Below are 21,163 nucleotides of genomic sequence, written 5' to 3'. Positions count from 1 at the left end.
ACATTTGTGGGGCGATTTTTTTTTAGCTTATTGGAAACAACTACCTATAAAATATATTCCTCTGTTACTCAACTTCCCAATTCCTGGGACGACGTTGCGCATGACAATGTTTTTTTACAAACCCACTATTTGAAAGTTCTTGAGGAATCGGCACCAACAAATATGCAGTGCTTTTACATTGGCATTTTTGAAACGACCGAACTTATAGGTGTCGCACTGGCGCAATACCTTAATCTAAACAAACTGGAGTCGTTTGGCGAAAGGGATAAATGCTTTAAAACCTATATCAGAAATTTTGTTTTCAAGAATTTCGCCTCGCACGCACTGTTTCTGGGCAACAATATGATAACGGGACAAAATGGTTATTTGTTCAATAAGGAAATAGATTCTGAAACGCTTGGACAAATACTTAAGCATTGTGCGGATGAAATTACGGGGTATTTCAAAAATCAAAATATCAAAATCCATATAGTGTCGTTTAAGGATTTTTATCAGAATTGTGCCAATGACTTACGGAATAGTGCTTTTTCGGAAATGTATGAGTTCAACACGCAGCCGAACATGATTTTTGAATTACAGTCAGACTGGAAAACAAATGATCATTATGTAGCCGCACTTTCCAAGAAATACCGTGACCAATATAAGCGTGCACATAAAAAGTTTGACGGCATTGAAACTCGTGAATTGTCATTGGATGAAATCATTTTGCAGGAGAACCGAATTTATGAATTGTATCATCATGTGGCCAAAAATGCGCCTTTCAATACCTTTTTCTTGGCGAAGAATCATTTTTCCTCCTTCAAAAAGGAATGTGGCGATCGCTTTATCCTGGCTGGTTATTTTTTGAATAATGTATTAGTTGGTTTCCATACACTCTTACTCAATGGAAATACTTTGGAAACTTATTTCCTGGGTTACGACGAACAAGTGCAAAAAGAAAACATGCTTTATCTGAACATGCTTTACAATATGGTAAAGTTTGGCATTGAAAATCAGTTCAAACAAATAATCTTTGGAAGAACCGCTTTAGAAATCAAAAGCTCGATTGGTGCCCAACCAGTTGTAATGTCGGGATTCATCTATCACAGTAACAAATTGATAAACCGCTATTTTGATAAGATATTTCCACGATTGGAGCCTGCATTAGTGTGGCAGCAACGGCATCCGTTTAAGTAGTGATTAGTAATTAGCATCACTTCACAAACTCTTTATTAATTACTCATAGCATATCTATTTCTCCCTGAACAATTTCCCATTCTTCAAGAAGACGGTCTAACTCTTTTTTCTTTTTATTGTACGCCATAAAGAAATTAGCATCTTCACTATGCTTGTCATAATTTGACGCCAACGCTTTATCATCCTGCTGAATATCCATTTCCAACTGCTTGATTTGGCTTTCCACTTTGCTCAGGCGGTTTTGCAGGGCTTTGCTTTTCTTTTGGTCTTCATAGGAAACTTTGTTTGTTTCTTTTTGGTCTTTTGCCACTCCCGATGACAATTTATCGGTGTCTTTTTTCTCCACTTCACGCATGTTTTCCATGTTGCGTTGTTCCAGAAAGTAATTGATATCGCCTAAATATTCCTTAATCTTTTGGTCCTTGAATTCATATACAATATTTGACATTCCTTGCAGAAAGTCCCTATCGTGGGATACTAACAGCAACGTTCCTTCGTATTTCTTTAAAGCCGCTTTTAACACGTTTTTGGATTTGATATCCAGGTGATTCGTGGGCTCATCCATAACCAACACATTGATTGGCTGAAGTAACAATTTACACAAAGCCAAACGATTCCGTTCGCCACCGGAAAGTACTTTTACCTTTTTCTCTACATCATCACCTCGAAACAGAAAAGAACCCAACATATCCCTAACTTTTGAACGATTGGTGTCTGTCGCGGCATTCGTCATCGTTTCCAATAAGGTGATTTCACCGTCTAAATATTCCGCTTGATTTTGCGCAAAATAGCCCAACTGTACGTTGTGGCCCAGTTTTATCGAACCTTGATATTTGAATTCGTTTACAATGGCTTTCATAAAGGTGGATTTCCCCTGGCCATTTTGTCCTACGAAAGCAATTTTACTTCCTCTCTCTACCAAAAGCGAAATGTCTTTTAGAATCGTTTTATCGCCATACGCCTTGGTAACGTGTTCGGCTTCAATAACTACTCGTCCGGGAACTTGTGAAACAGGAAAGGAAATATTCATTACGGAATTGTCGTCTTCATCCACTTCGATACGTTCCACTTTATCAAGTTTTTTAATAAGTGATTGTGCCATCGACGCTTTCGAAGCTTTGGCACGGAACTTTTCGATTAGCTTCTCTGTTTCCTCAATTTTCTTGGCTTGGTTTTTTTGCGTAGCCAATTGCTTTTCGCGGATTTCTTCACGTAAAATTAAATACTGTGAATAAGGCTTATTGTAATCATATGCTTTTCCCAAGGAGATTTCGATTGTCCTGTTGGTTACATTATCCAAAAACATTTTATCGTGGGATACAATTACGACAACACCGGGAAAGTTTCTCAGAAAGCCTTCGAGCCATATAATACTCTCAATATCTAAGTGATTTGTTGGTTCATCCAGCAATAAAATATCGTTCGATTGTAATAACAATTTAGCCAGCTCAATACGCATTCTCCATCCGCCGGAAAAAGTGTCCGTCTGGTTGTTGAAATCCTCTCTTTTAAAACCTAAGCCTAATAGTATCTTCTCAGTATCACCCACATAGTTGTAGCCGCCAAGCAACTCAAAACGATGCGTGTAATCAGATAAATCTTCAATGACCTGGCTATAGGCAGCGCTCTCGTAATCTGTTCGTGATACTAATTGGTGGTTAATGCTTTCCAGCTTTTTCTCTACGGCTTTTATTTCTGTAAACGCTTCATACGCTTCATCAAGCACGGTTCTTCCATGTTCAAAATCGATATCCTGGCGAAGGAAGCCCATCTTCACTTCTTTTTCGGTTGCAATCTGGCCGGAATCGGGTTTGAAATCGCCCGCCAAAATCTTCAGCATCGTTGATTTACCTGCACCGTTTTTTCCGACTAGTCCTACTCTGTCTCCAGAACCTAATCGAAAAGTTACCTCTTCAAAAAGATAGGTGCCGCCAAAAGAAACAGATAAGTTATGGATATTTAACATAAAGAAAAAGAATAGTAAATTAGTATGAAAACCTTCCTTCGGGTTTACCTTTGTTTAAATTTTTGCAAATGTTAAAAAAAGGATCCAAACTAAATAGTATTTTAACAGGAACTTGTCCAAGATGCCAGAAAGAACGAATGTATATTGTCAGGAATCCTTACAACTTGACCAAAATTTATAAAATGTATGACCATTGCAGCCGTTGTGGACTGCATTACCAACTTGAGCCATCATTTTTTTATGGCGCTATGTATGTTAGCTACGGCTTGACCGTTGCCCTAGGGGTTGCTGTATTTCTTATTTCTAAAGTTTGTTACAGATTAGAATTGACTCAATCTTTTATTGCCATCATCATTGCACTAATTGTAACAATGCCTGTAACGGCACGTCTGGCTCGAAACATTTATATCAATATGTTTGTGAGTTTTGATAAAGACGTTGTTAAGAAATAGCATATCTTTTTATATCGATTGTCTTGTCTAATGGGATTTTATTTTCGATAAGGTCGAATAAATCTTTAGCCAAAGTTGGCGCAAGCATCACGCCACGGGTTCCAAGTCCATTTAAAATATGAAGATTCGCGTGTTTTGGATGCGTTCCAAGCAACGGTTTTCTGTCTTTGACTGTTGGTCTTACTCCGGCAAAATGTTCTACAATTTCGAAGTCACAGTTTAGAATTTCCGTTATTCTATCTATCAATTCCTGTTTACCTTTATCAGTTGGCGTGTTTGTTTTGTCTTCCCAATTATAGGTTGCGCCTACTTTATACAGCTTATCTCCCAATGGCAAAATAAAAACACTCGTATTTATAATTACATCCAAATCTAAATCAGCCTTGATGATAAACAATTCGCCCTTAGTTCCGTCAAGCGGTAAATAATTAAAAAATGGGTTAGAGTGCATTCCGAATCCTTCTGCGAAGACAATGTGTCTGGCTTTTATATTTTGATATTCGATATGGTCATCAAATAGCTGCACTGTAGTGTAATCAAAAGTTTTTGAAACAAACAAATCTAAACTTTTTAAGTAGTCGTGATAATGAGTAAGTAACGAAATTGTATCCACATAGCCGGTTTGCAAGACTTCACCATAACCAAACGGTGCTTCAATACCGTTATACTTTTTGTGAACGATTGTAGTAGAAAGAAACGGGGCTAAATTGGGTTTATCCGAAGCTGCAAACCAATTATTTTGTTCTTCGACAGAAAAGAACTTTCTATAAATTGGAATCTTAAAATCGAATTGAACAGCCAGTTTTTTTTCTAGTTGGGCATAAAACTCATTTGCCAGTTCAAGCTGTGCATTAGCATTCCATACCTGGCTAAATCTTTTTAAGATTACAGGATTATACAATCCACCGGCAATGCTGCTGGAGCTTTGTGATTTGTTTTCAAAAACTACAAAGGATTTATTATGCTGCGATAGCGTTTCCGCGAAAGCAATGCCCGCCAATCCTGAACCAACAATAATATAATCTATAATCATTTTATAGTTAAAAAAAAACTCTCACCATAAAGATGAGAGTTTTATATTGTATTATGAAATATTTGTTAGTAATTCCACATATCGGACTCGAAACTACGAATCTTCTCTTTTACTCTTTCTGATTCTAAAAGCTGATTTTGAGAATTGTCCTTCATGTATTGCTGAATTTCCCTGTCGCCGTATACATTTTCTTCTTTGTAAATGTCACCGCTAAATCTTCGGGAGTTCAACAAATGGTCAAATGTTATAGGCATTGCCGAATTCTTATCATTAAAGGCCTTCGACTCATGCAGTATATCTCTTACTGTAGGGAAGTAAACCCAAAACAAATCAATTACGTCGGCATTTTCATTCCCGGCATCTCTTGCCTCAGGTGTAACCGGACACAAAGCCAATAATCTATATTTTAATTCCCCTTGACGTTTGTCAAAATACCAATAACCTTTGATTTTATAGCCGGAAATATAACTGGCATCCAATTCTTTTTTATTGATAAACTGTGGATCTAAAACTTTGGCGCCGCTTTTATAATCATCATAATAATTATTTATTTCGTCCTTACCAATATCCGTAGTGTCAATGTAAGTAAATGACGACTCCATATCCTTGAAAGTTTTCTTGGTATTAAAATAATCATCCGTATATACTTCTGTAATCTTACCACTCTTGATGTTTTTAACAAGTACGTCGAATAAAGATCTTCTTTCTTTACCAACAAAAGCGGTATCAATAGGATAATACAAAGGAAAATTAATTCTTTCATCAAGGTCAACAAACTCCCAAATGGTTTTACCCATTAAGACATCCCTGTCATGAACATAACCATAAGGTAATGGCTTGTCATTGTCAGAAATTAACTGTGCTGCTGATTTCTTTCCAATCTCATCGGGAGTTTTGGAATTCAACAAGTTTGACTGAGCATAAGTTGAAGCACTCATTGCTACGGCAAAAATCACTGATAAAAGATTTTTAATTTTCATAATTTATAATATAAGTTATTTAAGTAGGTTTCCTTCAACTTAAATTATTATTGTATTTCATATAATACTGGTGCGGCATCTTTAGGCACAATGGCAGCAGTAGTTCCCACAATCTTAGTTTTGATATCAAAAATAGAAATCTGATCTCCTTTTGAAGCTCTGGCTAAGGCTGCTTTACACTGAGCGTTAACTCTATCTCCACTCACAATGATAGCTGCTTGTCCTGGGACTTTGAAGCTAAAACGCGTTACCTGGAAAGTTAAGTCATACAAGAAATCTTGTAAAACTGCTGAAACCTGAGAAACTTCTAAACGAGATTTAGCTCCTTTTTGAAGTCCAACACTTCCACCTATTGCTCCAGCTGGTGCAGGGATATTTTTGATTCTAAATATTTTGCTGTCGGAAACTGATTTCCCTGCATCAGGTAATTTAGCTGTAACACTAACTTTTACTTCTGTACCTGAACCTGGATTTAAATTATATTTCCCGTTCCCGCCTGCTTTTGATAAGCCCGGAGCAGAAGCAGATACTTTATCATCAGAAATACCCGCAAATGAAATAGTCATTGGGTTTGGTAACCCTCTGTATACTACATTCATTTTATCAGCAGAAATATTTGCTGATTTTGGTTGTGGCACAACTACATAGTTTCCTTTAATAGGTAAGCTAACTACTTTATTGTTTTCATCAAAGTTAAAAGAACCTGTAATTTCATGTTCTCCCACAGCACCAGCACCAAAGGAGAAATCTGCCTGACCTGCTTTTGCTACGACGCTAACTCCGTTTACAATAACTGATTTCGCTACTAGGTTTGGATCAAATTTTCCTAAGATAATTTTACCTTTAACTTGTTCTCCCTGAAAGAAAGCTGTTTTTTCAGGAACTACAATTGGTTGATACGCCGTTAATGAGGCTGCAGCAACTAAATCCGATTTAAACATTCCTTCCATGATATCGCTTTCTGTTGTTTTAATATCAGCTTGCAGTTGTGTAAACTTAGTTACAGAGGCAATCAATGGGAAATGGTGATAATTATAATCCAACCACGGCAATTTAGCTTCTGCTTTTGCTGAATACACATCATCGGTAGCAAATCTTTTTTCAATTTTTTTCATTTCAGATTCAGCTATTGAACTTCCTCCGATTGCTTTAATTTGACCTGCAAAACCTCTAATTTTTTCTAAAAACTCTTTACCTTGTTTGGACTCTTTATCACCTTGATAAAACATATTATCTACAGCGTCACTTTTATCCATTTGTTCACATGGGTAGTTTCCTTCTTTATCCTTTGGAAAACCTTTCGTTATTGTGGTTTTCATGTTCTCAACATAATCTGAAAAATCTTTGCAAAGAGCTCTGATTTTATCAACTTTAGCTTTTTTATCACCATACTGTAACGGTTGTTCTTTTGCTTTTTGTTGTAGTTGCAAAAATGAACTCTCATTTCTATTATCAGTAATTGAGTTTGAACTCTCAATTTTATTATTTAAAATTCCAAATGCAGATAATACTTCTTTGGACATATTTAATGCCAACATCGCGATGAATACCAAGTACATTAGGTTAATCATCTTCTGTCTAGGGGTTAGTTTTCCTCCTGCCATTTTTTCTAATTAGTTTAAATTATTATTTGTTAAAATATATAGTTATAAAACTAATTATCCTTTGTTACTCATTGCAGAAAGCATTCCTCCATATACATTATTCAATGTAGATAGGTTTGAAGTCAAGCTTTGCATTTGATCTTTTAATTTTAAATTGTTTTCAGCAACTTCATCGTTAATTTTTGCGTTTCTTTCAGCACTTTGCAATTGAACTTGGTATAGACCATTCAAAGCTTCTAATTGAGAAGCGGCTTTTGTCATTTCTTCTGAATATTTTTTAGTAGAAGCAACAGCATCAACTGTTGGAGATATAGCTTTTGCGGCACCTTCAAAATTTTTGATACTATTTCCTAAGCTTTCCATTAAAGCGCTATCTACTTTAGCTTCTTTTAACATAGCATCAAGTTTTTGAGACAATAAACCTTGTGCATCTGTAGCATCTTCCGATTTTACTTTTCTTGCTTTGGCTTCACCACCAGCTAATTCAGGATAAACCAGTGACCAGTCCAATTCGTTGTCAACAGGTTCAAAAGCAGACAAACCAAAGATTAACGCTTCTGTTACAAGACCAATAGTTAACATTAAGTTACCAGTAATAAATCCGAATTCAATGTGTGTGATTTTGAATAATGCCCCTAGGATTACAACTGCCGCTCCCATCCCGTATGCGAAATTCATTGCTTTTTTGCTTAATAATGCCATAATAAAAAATTTAGTTAGTTAGTTTGATTTATATTTAAGTTAGTTGAAATTACTTTTTAGGCGCTCCGTTTTTGGTAACTTTAGTTCCCATATAATCCTGAACTGTTCTGAAACCAATATAACTTCGAGCTGAATCTGCATATTCAAAATCTCTGGTACCTACCTGCAGGAAGTATGCAACATCCTTCCATGAACCACCACGAACAGCTTTTCTCATGTTTTTTAAATCCGAAACGTTTGGATTTATTGAGGATACATATTCGTAGGCAGCAGCATCATATGAGGTATCTGTCCATTCAGACACATTTCCCGCCATATTGTACAAATTATATCCATTTGGCTGATACGATTTTGCCTCGACAGTATAAAGTGCCTGATCCGCTGCATAATCTCCTCTATTTGGTTTGAAGTTCGCTAAGAAACATCCTCTGTCATTTTTAGCATAAGGTCCACCCCATGGAAATGTTGCTGATTCTAATCCACCTCTAGCCGCATATTCCCATTCGGATTCGATTGGAAGACGGAAAGTGTTTACTAAATCATGATGCTTCTTTTTTGATTTGATATATGAGTTTTTCTTTAACGTTCTCCAGGCGCAAAAAGCTTTTGCCTGTTTCCAGTTCACACCAACTACAGGGTATTCGCCATAAGCCTGGTGCCAAAAATAATCGTTGTGCATTGGTTCGTTGTAAGAATATTCAAAATCCTTTATCCAAACAGTAGTATCAGGATAAACAAGCTGTTGTTCTGTTCTGATAAACGAACTTCTTTTACCGGTTTTTGCTTTTGCCGCGGCCTGAATATCCATCCAGGAGTATCTGAATTTTAATTTACGAACATCAATAGTTCTTAAGCCATTAAAAGATTCCGCTAAAGGTAAATACATAGTATCCATGACTTCAGTATAGTATTCGTCCGGATATTTTTTTGTGTCTTTAATAAGTTTGATTTTTTTATTAAGTCTTCTACCTGCATAAGGATCATCGTCAGTTCCTACGCTATAATAATTCTCGTACATGTACTTATCATAAGGAGTCATTTTCGCAGGATCGGTGTCATTGAAAGCAAAATCACCAATGCTTCCACCTTTTCCACCGCCTTTTCCGCCTTTGCCTGTAGATGTCTGTCCAACTTCATCAGCAAGGATAGCTAATCGTACTCTCATTGTAGAATCTTTTACCCATTCCACAAACTGACGGTACTCACTATTTGTTATTTCAGTTTCATCCATATAAAATGATCTGACTGTGACCGTTTTAGTAGGCGAATCTTGTACATTAGCAGGGTCATCATCAGATTTACCCATAATGTATGCTCCACCAGGTATTAAAGTCATTCCAAATGGCTTTTCTGGATGCCATTTCTTTCCTTTAACTCCTACCAATTCACCTTTATCGCTTGATCCACCACAGCTGGTTAATAAAGCTAAAAATGACGCAAATGTTATGAACTTCTTCATATGTTATTTTGGGGTTATTTTTGAATATTTTTCAGGGCGTAAACCTATTTATTATTTTTCAAAAAAGCAATTAATTAATATTAAATTTCAGTTCTCAGCTTTCTATAATAGGAATTCACATTCCAAAAATAGAAGTAATCTTGTAATTAAAAAAATTTTATATCGATAAAATGCATTTTTTAACGATAAAATACATTTTTTATATATTATTTGTAAGTTTATTTTTTATTTTTATTATGTTATGTTAAATTTTTTCGTTGCGCCTTCCACCATCTTTCTGGTATTTCATTGCCACAGGCAGCTAAATATTCATCATGTGAACAAGATAATAACGTATTTTTTTTAAGTTTATTGTGTTGACCTGCAAAATAATTAATTTCTATCCACCATCTCCCTGTCTTATTGCTTTTATAGAAAATCAATTCTTCATTTTCTAAAGGAACAATGTATTTTAAATAATTCTCTTTTGTTCCAAAAGGATATTCATTTGAACGGTAATTAACCCCCTCAATAAAATACCAAATTATCTGGGAAATCAGAACTGCCCCTTCGTTTTTATTGTTATGATTAAAAATTCCAAAAGAACTTACTTTATCACTAATACCTGCATATCTGGCCAAACTACAAATTTCCTTTCCATCAAACCCATTAGGCGTAAAAGTACTAAAATTTCCTGAATAGGAGGACTTTACGGAAGTTAAATCTATGCTAATTATGTCTGCATCCCTCAATGTAGGTTCTGATAATTCAATATTATTGGAAATTTCACCTAATCTATACGCATCAAAAAATAATTTTTCAATTAAGTCTATCTCTTCTTGAGAATTGAAATAGGTTTGATATCCAATATTCGTATAATTGAAAAGATTATTTGGTTCGTCCAAAATTATTTTCGACAAATAAGAATCAGCTTTAATTCCATCTTCCTGTTTACCAAAATCAAATTTACTATCTATAGAAACCAAGTTAACCATTTGCTCCTGATCATCGTATGCTCTGTATAATGGGTAGGTCAAATCTTGTGAACCTCCAATAACAATAGGAATTATTCCTTTACGTATTAATTTAGATGCCACTTTTTGTAAAGCAAAAAAAGTATCTTCTAAAGTATTTCCGGGAATGATATCTCCCAAATCAGCAACGGAACTTTGCCAGTTTCCGGGAAACAATGCATATAATTCCTTTCGTATAGGATTGAGATTTACTTCTTCATCAACGTAATTTACGGCGCCTCGGTTTTCTAGTACCCCAATAATTGCAATTTTTATCTTGTCAATGTCAGGAAATTCTTTATCCGTATGGAAAACAACTTTACTCCCCAAATGTTGGGATGACAATTCGCTTATGTATTGAATAATTTCGTTATCAACAGGTGATAGAAAATCAAATTCCATAGTTTATCTCTTTTTAGCGACAGTTTTTTTACCAGGTGCTTTTTTAGCTGCAGATTTTTTTGCAGGTGATTTCTTCTCAATTAACTCTTTTACTTCATTTAATGTTAGTTTCGAAGCGTCAATATCTTTATTTAATTCAATCTTGATTTTACCTTTAGTGATTACTGATTTTCCCCAACGTGCTTTTTCAACCAAGATTCCTTCTTCTTTCCAGTCATGAATTACTTTGTCAATGTTCTTTTGTAATTTCTCTTCAATAAGTTCTATGATATCAGCTTGGGACAAATTGTCGAAGTTGTATTTTTTACTTACATTAATAAAAATTCCATTCCATTTCAAAAATGGACCAAACCGACCAACACCTTTTTGAACTCCTTCATTTTGATACGTTGCAATTGGAGCATCAGCCTGGGCTTTCTCATTGATCAACTCTTGTGCTCTTTCCATAGTCACATCTAAGGGATCTTCGCCTTTTGGCAACGAAATAAATTGCTTCCCAAAACGTACATAAGGTCCAAAACGACCATTACTTACCTCAACCTCTTCTCCTTTGTATGCACCTAAATTTTTTGGTAACAAAAACAGATTCAACGCTTCTTCTAAAGTGATGCTTCCAATATTTTGTTCCTGACGCAAACTTGCGAATTGCTTTTCTTCATCATCTGCTTCGCCAATTTGTGCAACCGGACCAAATTTTCCTAAACGCACCAAAACTTGTTTCCCCGTTTTTGGGTCTTTGCCCAATATTCTTTCTCCGCTTTCCCTTTCCGCTGTGTCCTGAACCTGAACAACATTCGGATGAAATTTATCATAGAACTCCTGCATCATCTTCGCCCAATCAATATTCCCTTCCGCAATTTCGTCGAAGTCCTGCTCGACTTTTGCAGTAAAATTATAATCTAATATCGCTGCAAAATTCTTTACCAAAAAATCATTTACAATCGTTCCAATATCCGTTGGCACCAATTTGCCTTTATCAGAACCCGTATTTTCTTTTAAAATCCTTTCATCGACTTTATTCGCCTGAAGCGTAAGTTGCGTATATTTTCTTTCTACACCTTCCAGGTTTCCTTTTTCAACATAAGTTCTGGCAATGATAGTAGAAATCGTTGGAGCATAAGTCGAAGGACGACCAATACCTAATTCTTCTAATTTCTTTACCAAAGATGCTTCCGTATATCTTGATGCCGCTCTTGTATACCTTTCAGTTGCAGTGATGTTGTTGTTTAACAATCTCTCGTTCACTTTTAAAGCAGGCAACATTCCTTCTTGTTCTTCATCGTCATCGTCATTACCTTCTAAATATACTTTTAAAAACCCTTCAAATTTAATTACTTCACCCGATGCCTGAAAAATTTCAGAATGATTGTTGGCTTCAATCCTTACATTCGTTCTTTCCAATTCGGCATCACTCATTTGTGACGCTAATGTTCTTTTCCAAATCAAATCGTACAAACGTGCCTGATCTCTTTCTACATTTACAGAACTGCGCCCCATATCTGTTGGACGAATGGCTTCATGTGCTTCTTGCGCGCCCTTACTTTTCGTAGTAAAGTTTCTGGGTTTTGAGAATTCCTTACCATATGATTTAGTAATTTCAGCTTGCGCCGCAGCCATCGCTTCTTGTGACAAATTAACACTATCAGTTCTCATATAAGTAATCAAACCCGCTTCATACAGACGTTGTGCGATTTGCATGGTAATTCCAACCGGCAAATACAATTTACGAGCTGCTTCCTGTTGCAAAGTTGACGTTGTAAAAGGAGCCGCCGGTGACTTCTTTGTTGGTTTTGTTTCTAAATCCGATACTTTATATGCAGAACCAATATTTTTATTCAAAAAATCTTCTGCTTCTTTTTTAGTAGCGAAGTTTTTTGGTAATTTCGCCTTTACTGTTTTTCCGGCTTCATTTGTGAATTCAGCCGTTACTGAATAAGACGCTACAGGTTTAAAGTCTTGTATTTCTCTTTCTCTTTCAACAATTAATCTAACCGAAACTGATTGCACGCGGCCAGCAGATAATCCTCCTTTTACTTTTTTCCATAGTACCGGAGAAAGCTCATATCCTACCAATCTGTCTAAAACTCGACGTGCTTGTTGGGCATTAACTAAGTTATAATCGATTTCCCTTGGATTATCAATAGCTTTTAAAATAGCGTTTTTAGTAATTTCGTGGAAAACAATTCGTTTGGTTTTTGCTTTATCTAATTTTAATTCTTCCGCTAGATGCCATGAAATGGCTTCCCCTTCACGGTCTTCATCGGACGCTAACCAAACCATATCGGCATTTTTGGCCAAAGTTTTTAGTTTAGAGACTAACGCTTTTTTATCGCTGGAAACCTCGTATCTTGGTTTAAAACCATTTGCTACATCTACTCCTATTTCTTTGGAAGGCAAGTCGGCGATATGGCCATAGCTTGATTCAACCTGATAGTCCGCTCCTAAAAATTTTTCAATGGTTTTTGCCTTTGCCGGCGACTCAACAATAACTAAATTCTTTGCCATATACCAATTGTTTGTGTGGGCAAAAGTATATGATTTTTTTAAATAGTGCACTTCTCAATTTTTAAAAAGTAAATTTTGAGCGCGATTGGGCTATACTATAAGCTACGATTAAACGTTTATGGACAATTAAAAGATGGGTAAAGTCACCCTTAAGTGATCAATTCCCATTTTTAGTTCTGGTTAGTTTACAATCCTATTTATCGCTGTTGCTTTTTAAAAGCCCAACTATAATTATTATAAAAATTGCTACACCTACAACCCAAACCCAAGGTTCGGCATACCAAGTTCCGCTACCTCCATCGACATTCAAATCTACATTCACATCTTTAGTTGTAGTCGATGTTGTTGTTTCCTGTGCCCAGGCAAAGCCTTGCCAAAGAAATAATGCAACAATTGTTAAATAATTTACTGAAGCTTTGCTAATGTTTGTTAATAGTTTCATCTTAATAATTTTTTAAGTTAATGAATTCGTTAGGTTATTATGTTCTCAAAATTAAAGCACTAGTCCAAATAGAATGTTACATATTAAAATTGAATTGTTACAAAATTTCATGTAAATATTCCTCATAAAATTCTAAAACTAACGTTAATTTTCAACTGCCAACTTGGCAGATTTTGTATTTTAGTATATCTTTGCTGGCTGTAAAATTGCAAAAAATTCTATGGATAAGGAAATCGATGAAAAAGTACAAGGGCAAAGTCTTGTCCTTGAAAACAAACCACAAAATACCAAAAAACTTTATATCGAAAGTTATGGTTGTGCTATGAACTTTTCCGATAGCGAAATAGTGGCTTCCATAATGACCAATGAGGGCTATAATACTACTACAATATTAGAAGAAGCCGACTTAGTTTTGGTGAACACCTGTTCTATTCGCGACAAGGCAGAACAAACGGTTAGAAAGCGTTTGGAGAAATACAATGCTGTGAAACGCGAGGTAAATCCGGGAATGAAAGTGGGGGTTTTGGGCTGTATGGCTGAGCGTTTGAAAGAAAAGTTTCTTGATGAAGAGAAAATTGTTGACATGGTTGTTGGTCCGGATGCCTATAAAGATTTACCAAATTTATTGAAAGAAGTCGAAGATGGCCGGGATGCCATCAATGTTATTTTATCGAAGGAAGAAACTTATGGCGATATTTCGCCTGTCCGCTTAATGAGTAATGGCGTAACCGCTCTTGTTTCTATCACTCGCGGTTGCGATAATATGTGTACGTTTTGTGTGGTGCCTTTCACCCGCGGACGTGAGCGAAGCCGTGAGCCACAAAGTATCATGGCAGAAATCAAAGATTTATGGAACAGGGGATTTAAGGAAGTAACACTATTGGGACAAAACGTGGATAGCTACTTATGGTATGGTGGCGGTTTGAAAAAAGATTTTGAAAAGGCAACCGAAATGCAACAAGCTACAGCCTTTGGTTTTGATCAATTGCTGGAAATGGCGGCAGTACAATTTCCGAAAATGCGTATTCGTTTTTCAACTTCAAATCCGCAGGACATGCATGAGGAAGTGTTGCATATTATTGCCAAATATTCCAATGTGTGTAAACATGTTCATTTACCGGTTCAAAGCGGAAGCGACAGGATCTTGAAAGAAATGAATCGTTTACACACACGAACTGAATATTTTCAATTGATTAATAAAATTCATCAAATTATACCTGATTCCAGCATTACGCAAGATATGATTGCCGGATTTCCGTCAGAAACAGAAGCAGATCATCAGGAAACATTAAGTTTGATGGAAGCAGTGAAATATGGATTTGGATACATGTATTCTTATTCTGAACGCCCGGGAACGTTGGCAGAAAGAAAAATGGAAGATGACGTGTTGGAGCAAACCAAGATGCGTAGACTACAGGAAATTGTAGACTTACAACGCATTCACAGCGGTATCAGGACCAAAGAATTTGTGGGCAAAACCGTAGAAGTTTTGGTTGAAAAATTGTCTAAAAAATCATCAGAACAATTATCAGGAAGGAATTCACAAAGCTTTATGGTTGTTTTCCCAAGGGAACATTATAAGATTGGGGATTTCGTAAATGTAAAAATCACGAATTGCACTAGTGGAACCCTAATTGGCGAAGCTGTTGGGTATAGTGACATGCAAATAAACTAATTATGGAATCAGTTCAAAATATAAAACAACGATTTGAAATTATTGGAAACGATCCAAAACTAAACCGTGCGATAGAAAAAGCAATTCAAGTAGCTCCAACTGATATTTCTGTTTTGGTTGTTGGAGAAAGCGGAGTTGGTAAAGAAAGTATTCCGAGAATTATTCATACGCTTTCACACAGAAAACATGGAAAATATATTGCCGTGAACTGTGGTGCCATTCCAGAAGGAACCATTGACAGTGAACTTTTCGGACATGAAAAAGGTTCGTTTACCGGCGCAAATGCTGCGCGTGAAGGTTATTTTGAAGTGGCTGACGGCGGAACGATTTTCCTTGATGAGGTAGGCGAATTACCTTTGACTACACAAGTTCGTTTGCTACGTGTTTTGGAAAACGGGGAGTTTATAAAAGTAGGTTCATCGCAAGTACAAAAAACCAATGTTCGGATTGTTGCAGCTACAAATGTTAATTTATTTGACGCTATTGAGAAAGGTAAATTCCGCGAAGATTTATACTATCGGTTGAGTACGGTTGACATTCCTTTGCCCGCATTGCGCGACAGAAAAGATGATATTCATTTATTGTTTAGAAAATTTGCTTCAGATTTTGCACATAAATACAAAATGCCGCCTGTTAAACTGAGTGACGAAGCCATTCAGTTTTTGCAAAAATACCGCTGGAGCGGAAACATTCGTCAGCTTAGGAATTTTGCCGAACAACTTTCGGTTTTGGAAACCAATCGAGACATTACCTTGGCAACTCTGCAATCCTATTTGCCAGTTGAAGGCAGCAATTTGCCTTCGGTTATTGGTGGGAAAAAATCGGAAAACGATTTTTCTACGGAAAGAGACATTTTGTATAAAGTACTTTTTGATATGAAAAGTGATTTGCATGATTTGAAAAAACTGACCATGGAATTAATGCAAAACGGAAGCTCCAAAGTGCAGGAAATGAATAAGAATTTGATTCAGAAAGTTTTCGGACAAAAAGAAGAAAGTGCTTCTAATTTTGCTGACGAATCAAGACTGAATTCGATTTCTTCACGAAACGAAGTAGAACAAGAGGAATTCGACGATGACGATGACACAAATTACCTAATGGCGGAAACCGTTGAAGTAGAAGAGACTTTAAAATTAGAACAAAGAGAAATTGAACTTATAAAGAAATCTTTAGATCGTCATAAAGGCAAAAGAAAAGCGGCTGCCGATGAGTTGGGTATCTCTGAAAGAACACTTTATCGAAAAATTAAGCAGTATGACCTGTAAATTTTTAATTTAATATATTGGTTTATATGTTTACATCACCCAAATTTATAGTCATGAAATCAAAGATTATTTCTCTTTTTGTATTAGCAACCACGCTATTTTCTTGTAGTAGTGACAATAGCAGTTCTTTAACTAATCCTAATTTATTACAAAGGGTTGATTTTTTTCCAGGAAGAACTTTTGAAACACGTTGGAAATTTAATGACGATGGATTGTTAATCAGTATAACCAATCCAAACAATGAATTAATTGAATCATTTGTTTACGATTCAAACAATAATGTCATTCAGGACACAAAATATGATTCCGGCTCACCAACTGAAAACTATCTGATTACATATGATTCAAGCAACAAAATTACAAGTATTAATAGCAGAAGCTATAACTACAATGCTTCTGAAAATCGTTATTACTACATTGAAGGAAATGAGACTTTTTCTTGTGAATTAAATGCTGATGGTATAGTAACCCATTATTTCGATTTTTTTGATTTTCCCGAGGAAGGAGATGATATTCAAACTGAATTTTCTTTTCAATATGAAAATGGAAACCTGTTAAGCATGATAGGTTTTGGAAGCAGTTTGGGCGAAATAGAGGTGCATTTTAATTATGGAACAGTTGTAAACCCCTTAAAAAATGCAACACTTTCGGTTTTAAAATTAAAATCTATAATTGAACCTCGTTTCTTCAATACTGGAATTTCATCTTATAGCATAAAAGAAACTCAAAGTTTTTCTGTGGTAGATCCAGAGACTCATTCTTTTGGAATGTTATTTTACCCAAGTAATAAAATAGAATTACTTACTCAAGAAAATTTTTCTAATGGCGTTTTCGAATCTAGTTTAACAAATTCTTATTACTACTACCAAGGCGATGTTCTTCCGTAATTCAAAATAAAGAATTACTTTAGCGCTCTTTAATTGTTACCATGAAGTTTTTAAAAATATTTTCCATTTTCATCCTTGTAATAAGCGTCAATAGTTGTTCTGTTTATAACTTTACCGGAACGGGAAAAATTGATGCAAAGACGTTTCAGGTTAATTATTTTCAGAATAATGCAGAATTAATCGAACCCGGAATTGACCGAAGATTTACCATCAAACTTCAGGAAATTATTCAGAATCAAACCAATTTAAATCTGACCAATTCTAATGGCGATTTGCTTTATGAAGGCGAAATCGTTGAATACAGAACAACACCAATGCAAGCTACTGCGGCTCAAACAGCGGCCCAAAGCAGATTAACAATTACTGTCATGGTTCGCTTTAGCAATAAAAATAAAGAAGCCGATAATTTTGAGAAACGTTTTTCGTTTTACCGGGATTATGAAGGAAGCACACTTCCAACTGGTTCCGTATTGAATGGCTATATCGATGAAATTTTTGAGCGTATAACCCAGGATATTTTTAATGAGTCTTTGGCCAAATGGTAATTAATGAACCTAACTGATTATACATATTTACTCAACAAACCCGATGCGATTAATAATCGATACGCAGAAACATTGGACAATGTATTAACGGCATTTCCTTATTTTCAAAGTGCCCGTGTTTTGAAGTTAAAGCATTTTTATAATCAGGATAGTTTTAATTATAATTATTCGCTGAAAGTCTCTGCTGCTTATACTACTGACAGAAGTATTTTATTTGACTTTATCACTTCAGATTCTTTTGTTTCGGTACAAAAAGGGCTGTATGAAAAAAAGTTGGAAGAATTGATGAACATGAGTGTTATAGGAAGTGAGCATATAATTATAGAAGCCAATAAACCAGTTGTTGATGCCCTGGAATTATCGATTTTAACTTCCATCAATAAAGCCACCGCAACCGAAGAGCAAAAAGTCGAAGAAAAATTAGACATCGGAAAGCCTTTAGAGTTTTCAAGAAACGAAAAGCACTCGTTCCAAGAGTGGTTGCAATTGTCGCGATTAAAACCAATTATCCGCGAAGAAATTAAGATTGATATTAACACCCGAAGCGACGCCGAATTGAGTGGAGCTAAAAAGAAAAACTTAGATTTAATCGATAAGTTTATAGAAAACAATCCGAAGTTAACTCCCATAGCAAAAGACGCTACAGTTCCTATAATAGAAACCATTTCCGAAGACACTTCGCACCTGATGACTGAAACTTTAGCCAGGGTATATTTGGAACAAAAAAAATATTCAAAAGCAATTCAGGCGTATGAAATATTAATTTTGAAATATCCGGGAAAAAGTAGTTTCTTTGCAAACCGAATTTCGGATGTTAAAATTTTACAACAAAATAATAATTAAGTAATGAGCACATTTTCAATCTTTTTAGTATTAATAACAATAGTTTGTTTTTTATTGATCATAGTAATTATGGTTCAGAACCCTAAAGGTGGAGGCTTGTCATCATCATTAGGCGGGTCAACACAAATGGGTGGCGTTCAAAAAACAACAGATTTTTTAGATAAAAGCACCTGGACATTGGCAACTATATTAATCGTTTTGATTTTATTATCAAGCTTAAGTTTCTCAGGAAGCCTTAGCGATTCTAATTCGAAAATTATTAACGAAAAAGAAGCTGCTGCTGCAAAAACAACAACTCCAGCTCCGGCTAAACCAGTAGAGACTCCAAAAAAATAATCAGCATACAAAAAATATAATGCCAGCACTGACATGCTGGCATTTTTTTTACAAAAAATGACAGGTTTAAAGGCTTGGCACAATTTCTGAAAAAGCAAACCACAAATTCAAAAACATAAATAAAATAAATTATGGCATTAAATATTAAACCACTTTCAGACCGGGTAATTATAGAACCTGCCGCTGCCGAAACCCAAACAGCTTCGGGAATTATCATTCCTGATACCGCTAAAGAAAAACCACAAAAAGGAACTGTTGTGGCTGCCGGAAAAGGGAAAAAAGACGAACCATTGACCGTTAAAGTTGGGGATGTTGTTCTTTATGGAAAATATGCAGGAACAGATTTAAAATTCAATGGAAAAGACTATCTAATCATGCGTGAGGAAGATATTCTTGCAATAATATAATTCAAAATAAATTAACAAAAAGATGGCAAAAGATATAAAATTTGATATTGAAGCTCGCGATGGATTAAAACGTGGCGTTGATGCATTGGCAAATGCAGTAAAAGTAACTCTTGGACCAAAAGGTCGTAATGTAATTATTGGCAAGTCATTTGGTGGACCAACCGTTACCAAAGACGGAGTTACGGTTGCTAAAGAAATTGAATTAAAAGACCCGTTGGAAAATATGGGCGCGCAAATGGTGAAAGAAGTAGCTTCAAAAACCAATGATTTGGCTGGTGACGGTACTACAACCGCTACTGTTTTGGCGCAAGCAATTGTAAAAGAAGGCTTGAAAAATGTAGCTGCAGGAGCTAACCCGATGGATTTAAAACGCGGAATTGACAAAGCTGTCGAAGCTATTGTAGCTGATTTGGCAAAACAAGCACAGGTGGTTGGAAGTGATTCTGAAAAAATAAAACAAATTGCTTCTATTTCCGCAAATAATGATGAAGTTATTGGTGACTTGATCGCGACTGCTTTTGGAAAAGTAGGCAAAGAAGGTGTTATCACTGTGGAAGAAGCGAAAGGAACTGATACTTATGTTGATGTTGTGGAAGGAATGCAATTTGACAGAGGTTATCTTTCTCCGTATTTTGTGACCAATCCTGAAAAAATGGAAGTGGAATTAGAAAAGCCATACATACTTTTGTATGATAAAAAAGTATCTTCCCTAAAAGAATTATTGCCAATATTGGAACCGGTGGCACAATCAGGGAAACCATTATTGATTATTGCAGAAGATGTTGATGGCGAAGCTTTATCAACATTGGTAGTAAACAAACTACGTGGTGCTTTGAAAATCGCTGCTGTAAAAGCTCCGGGGTTTGGTGACAGACGAAAAGCAATGTTGGAAGATATCGCTATCCTAACGGGAGGAACTGTAATTGCAGAAGAAAGTGGCTATACATTAGAAAATACTACTTTGGAAATGTTGGGAACAGCAGAAAAAGTAACTATCGATAAAGACAATACAACTTTAGTTAATGGTGCCGGAAAAGCGGACCTGATTAAAAATCGTGTAAACCAAATCAAAGGTCAAATGGAGTCAACCACTTCTGACTACGATAAAGAAAAACTGCAGGAACGTTTGGCCAAACTGGCTGGTGGTGTGGCAGTGTTGTACGTAGGTGCGGCTACAGAAGTAGAAATGAAAGAAAAGAAAGACCGTGTTGATGATGCATTACATGCAACAAGGGCTGCGGTTGAAGAAGGTATTGTACCAGGTGGTGGTGTTGCCTACATTCGTGCGATTGCCGGTTTGGAAAAACTGAAAGGCGCATTGAATGCTGATGAAGCAACTGGTATCGCTATCGTTCGTCGTGCTATTGCAGGTTTGGAAAAATTAAAAGGCGCATTAAATGCTGATGAAACAACAGGTATTGCAATTGTTAAGCGTGCCATTGAAGAACCATTGCGCCAGATAGTTGCCAACTCCGGAATAGAAGGTTCAATT

19 protein-coding genes are annotated in these 21,163 nt (G+C 35.9%); 10 read left to right on the top strand and 9 right to left on the bottom strand.

Translation table 11 applies throughout. From position 1 onward, the window contains the following. The first annotated feature begins 6 nt into the window (after positions 1 to 6). The gene (locus Q0Q99_RS06320) at positions 7 to 1,176 is read left to right on the top strand and encodes an 8-amino-7-oxononanoate synthase (protein ID WP_293893097.1); all 1,170 of its coding nucleotides are present in this window, start codon (positions 7 to 9) and stop codon (positions 1,174 to 1,176) included. Positions 1,177 to 1,219: 43 nt separating this feature from the next. Here the strand turns inward: Q0Q99_RS06320 and Q0Q99_RS06315 are convergent, their stop codons facing one another. After that, on the bottom strand, positions 1,220 to 3,142 hold the full coding sequence (locus tag Q0Q99_RS06315; protein WP_293893094.1) for an ABC-F family ATP-binding cassette domain-containing protein: 1,923 nt from the start codon (positions 3,140 to 3,142) through the stop codon (positions 1,220 to 1,222). 68 nt (positions 3,143 to 3,210) lie between these two features. Between Q0Q99_RS06315 and Q0Q99_RS06310 the strand changes: the two genes are divergently transcribed. Beyond that, the gene (locus tag Q0Q99_RS06310) at positions 3,211 to 3,594 is read left to right on the top strand and encodes a DUF983 domain-containing protein (RefSeq protein ID WP_293893091.1); all 384 of its coding nucleotides are present in this window, start codon (positions 3,211 to 3,213) and stop codon (positions 3,592 to 3,594) included. Here the strand turns inward: Q0Q99_RS06310 and Q0Q99_RS06305 are convergent. From Q0Q99_RS06305 to Q0Q99_RS06270, 8 genes are all read right to left on the bottom strand, one after another. After that, positions 3,584 to 4,624 carry an FAD-binding oxidoreductase gene (locus Q0Q99_RS06305; RefSeq protein WP_293893112.1) on the bottom strand — a complete coding sequence of 347 codons (1,041 nt, stop codon included), beginning with the start codon at positions 4,622 to 4,624 and terminating at the stop codon, positions 3,584 to 3,586. The genes Q0Q99_RS06310 and Q0Q99_RS06305 overlap by 11 nt on opposite strands. A gap of 68 nt (positions 4,625 to 4,692) precedes the next feature. Beyond that, complete coding sequence (gene gldN / locus Q0Q99_RS06300) at positions 4,693 to 5,607, bottom strand: gliding motility protein GldN (protein ID WP_293893088.1); 915 nt, start codon at positions 5,605 to 5,607, stop codon at positions 4,693 to 4,695. A 47-nt stretch (positions 5,608 to 5,654) separates the two neighbouring features. Continuing rightward, positions 5,655 to 7,211: a gliding motility protein GldM gene (gene gldM / locus Q0Q99_RS06295; protein ID WP_293893085.1), complete on the bottom strand. Its 1,557-nt coding sequence runs from the start codon at positions 7,209 to 7,211 to the stop codon at positions 5,655 to 5,657. Positions 7,212 to 7,265: 54 nt separating this feature from the next. Further along, positions 7,266 to 7,913: a gliding motility protein GldL gene (gene gldL, locus Q0Q99_RS06290; RefSeq protein ID WP_293893082.1), complete on the bottom strand. Its 648-nt coding sequence runs from the start codon at positions 7,911 to 7,913 to the stop codon at positions 7,266 to 7,268. A 49-nt stretch (positions 7,914 to 7,962) separates the two neighbouring features. Beyond that, on the bottom strand, positions 7,963 to 9,372 hold the full coding sequence (gldK, locus tag Q0Q99_RS06285) for a gliding motility lipoprotein GldK (protein ID WP_293893079.1): 1,410 nt from the start codon (positions 9,370 to 9,372) through the stop codon (positions 7,963 to 7,965). A gap of 239 nt (positions 9,373 to 9,611) precedes the next feature. Continuing rightward, the gene (locus tag Q0Q99_RS06280; RefSeq protein ID WP_293893076.1) at positions 9,612 to 10,766 is read right to left on the bottom strand and encodes a formimidoylglutamase; all 1,155 of its coding nucleotides are present in this window, start codon (positions 10,764 to 10,766) and stop codon (positions 9,612 to 9,614) included. A gap of 3 nt (positions 10,767 to 10,769) precedes the next feature. Then, positions 10,770 to 13,271 carry a type I DNA topoisomerase gene (gene topA, locus Q0Q99_RS06275; protein WP_293893073.1) on the bottom strand — a complete coding sequence of 834 codons (2,502 nt, stop codon included), beginning with the start codon at positions 13,269 to 13,271 and terminating at the stop codon, positions 10,770 to 10,772. A gap of 193 nt (positions 13,272 to 13,464) precedes the next feature. Next, positions 13,465 to 13,713 carry a hypothetical protein gene (locus tag Q0Q99_RS06270; protein ID WP_293893070.1) on the bottom strand — a complete coding sequence of 83 codons (249 nt, stop codon included), beginning with the start codon at positions 13,711 to 13,713 and terminating at the stop codon, positions 13,465 to 13,467. A gap of 220 nt (positions 13,714 to 13,933) precedes the next feature. Here Q0Q99_RS06270 and miaB point away from each other — a divergent pair, with 220 nt between their 5' ends. From miaB to groL, 8 genes are all read left to right on the top strand, one after another. Next, positions 13,934 to 15,388, top strand: a complete 1,455-nt coding sequence (gene miaB / locus Q0Q99_RS06265; RefSeq protein WP_293893067.1) for a tRNA (N6-isopentenyl adenosine(37)-C2)-methylthiotransferase MiaB — start codon at positions 13,934 to 13,936, stop codon at positions 15,386 to 15,388. A gap of 2 nt (positions 15,389 to 15,390) precedes the next feature. Next, complete coding sequence (locus Q0Q99_RS06260) at positions 15,391 to 16,653, top strand: sigma-54-dependent Fis family transcriptional regulator (RefSeq protein WP_293893064.1); 1,263 nt, start codon at positions 15,391 to 15,393, stop codon at positions 16,651 to 16,653. A gap of 53 nt (positions 16,654 to 16,706) precedes the next feature. After that, positions 16,707 to 17,540, top strand: coding sequence for a hypothetical protein (locus Q0Q99_RS06255; protein WP_293893061.1), 834 nt, complete (start codon positions 16,707 to 16,709; stop codon positions 17,538 to 17,540). A 41-nt stretch (positions 17,541 to 17,581) separates the two neighbouring features. After that, positions 17,582 to 18,085, top strand: a complete 504-nt coding sequence (gene lptE, locus Q0Q99_RS06250) for an LptE family protein (RefSeq protein ID WP_293893058.1) — start codon at positions 17,582 to 17,584, stop codon at positions 18,083 to 18,085. Positions 18,086 to 18,088: 3 nt separating this feature from the next. Next, a complete protein-coding gene (locus Q0Q99_RS06245; protein ID WP_293893055.1) occupies positions 18,089 to 18,928 on the top strand; it encodes a tetratricopeptide repeat protein in 840 nt (279 codons plus the stop codon). A 3-nt stretch (positions 18,929 to 18,931) separates the two neighbouring features. Further along, positions 18,932 to 19,264 carry a preprotein translocase subunit SecG gene (gene secG, locus Q0Q99_RS06240; RefSeq protein WP_293893052.1) on the top strand — a complete coding sequence of 111 codons (333 nt, stop codon included), beginning with the start codon at positions 18,932 to 18,934 and terminating at the stop codon, positions 19,262 to 19,264. Positions 19,265 to 19,395: 131 nt separating this feature from the next. Further along, complete coding sequence (gene groES / locus Q0Q99_RS06235) at positions 19,396 to 19,671, top strand: co-chaperone GroES (protein WP_293893049.1); 276 nt, start codon at positions 19,396 to 19,398, stop codon at positions 19,669 to 19,671. A 22-nt stretch (positions 19,672 to 19,693) separates the two neighbouring features. After that, on the top strand, positions 19,694 to 21,163 hold a 1,470-nt coding region (groL, locus tag Q0Q99_RS06230; protein ID WP_293893046.1), incomplete at its 3' end, for a chaperonin GroEL.

Source organism: Flavobacterium sp., assembly GCF_025352425.1.
Classification (GTDB): domain Bacteria; phylum Bacteroidota; class Bacteroidia; order Flavobacteriales; family Flavobacteriaceae; genus Flavobacterium.
This window is presented reverse-complemented; position numbering and strand designations above follow the sequence as displayed.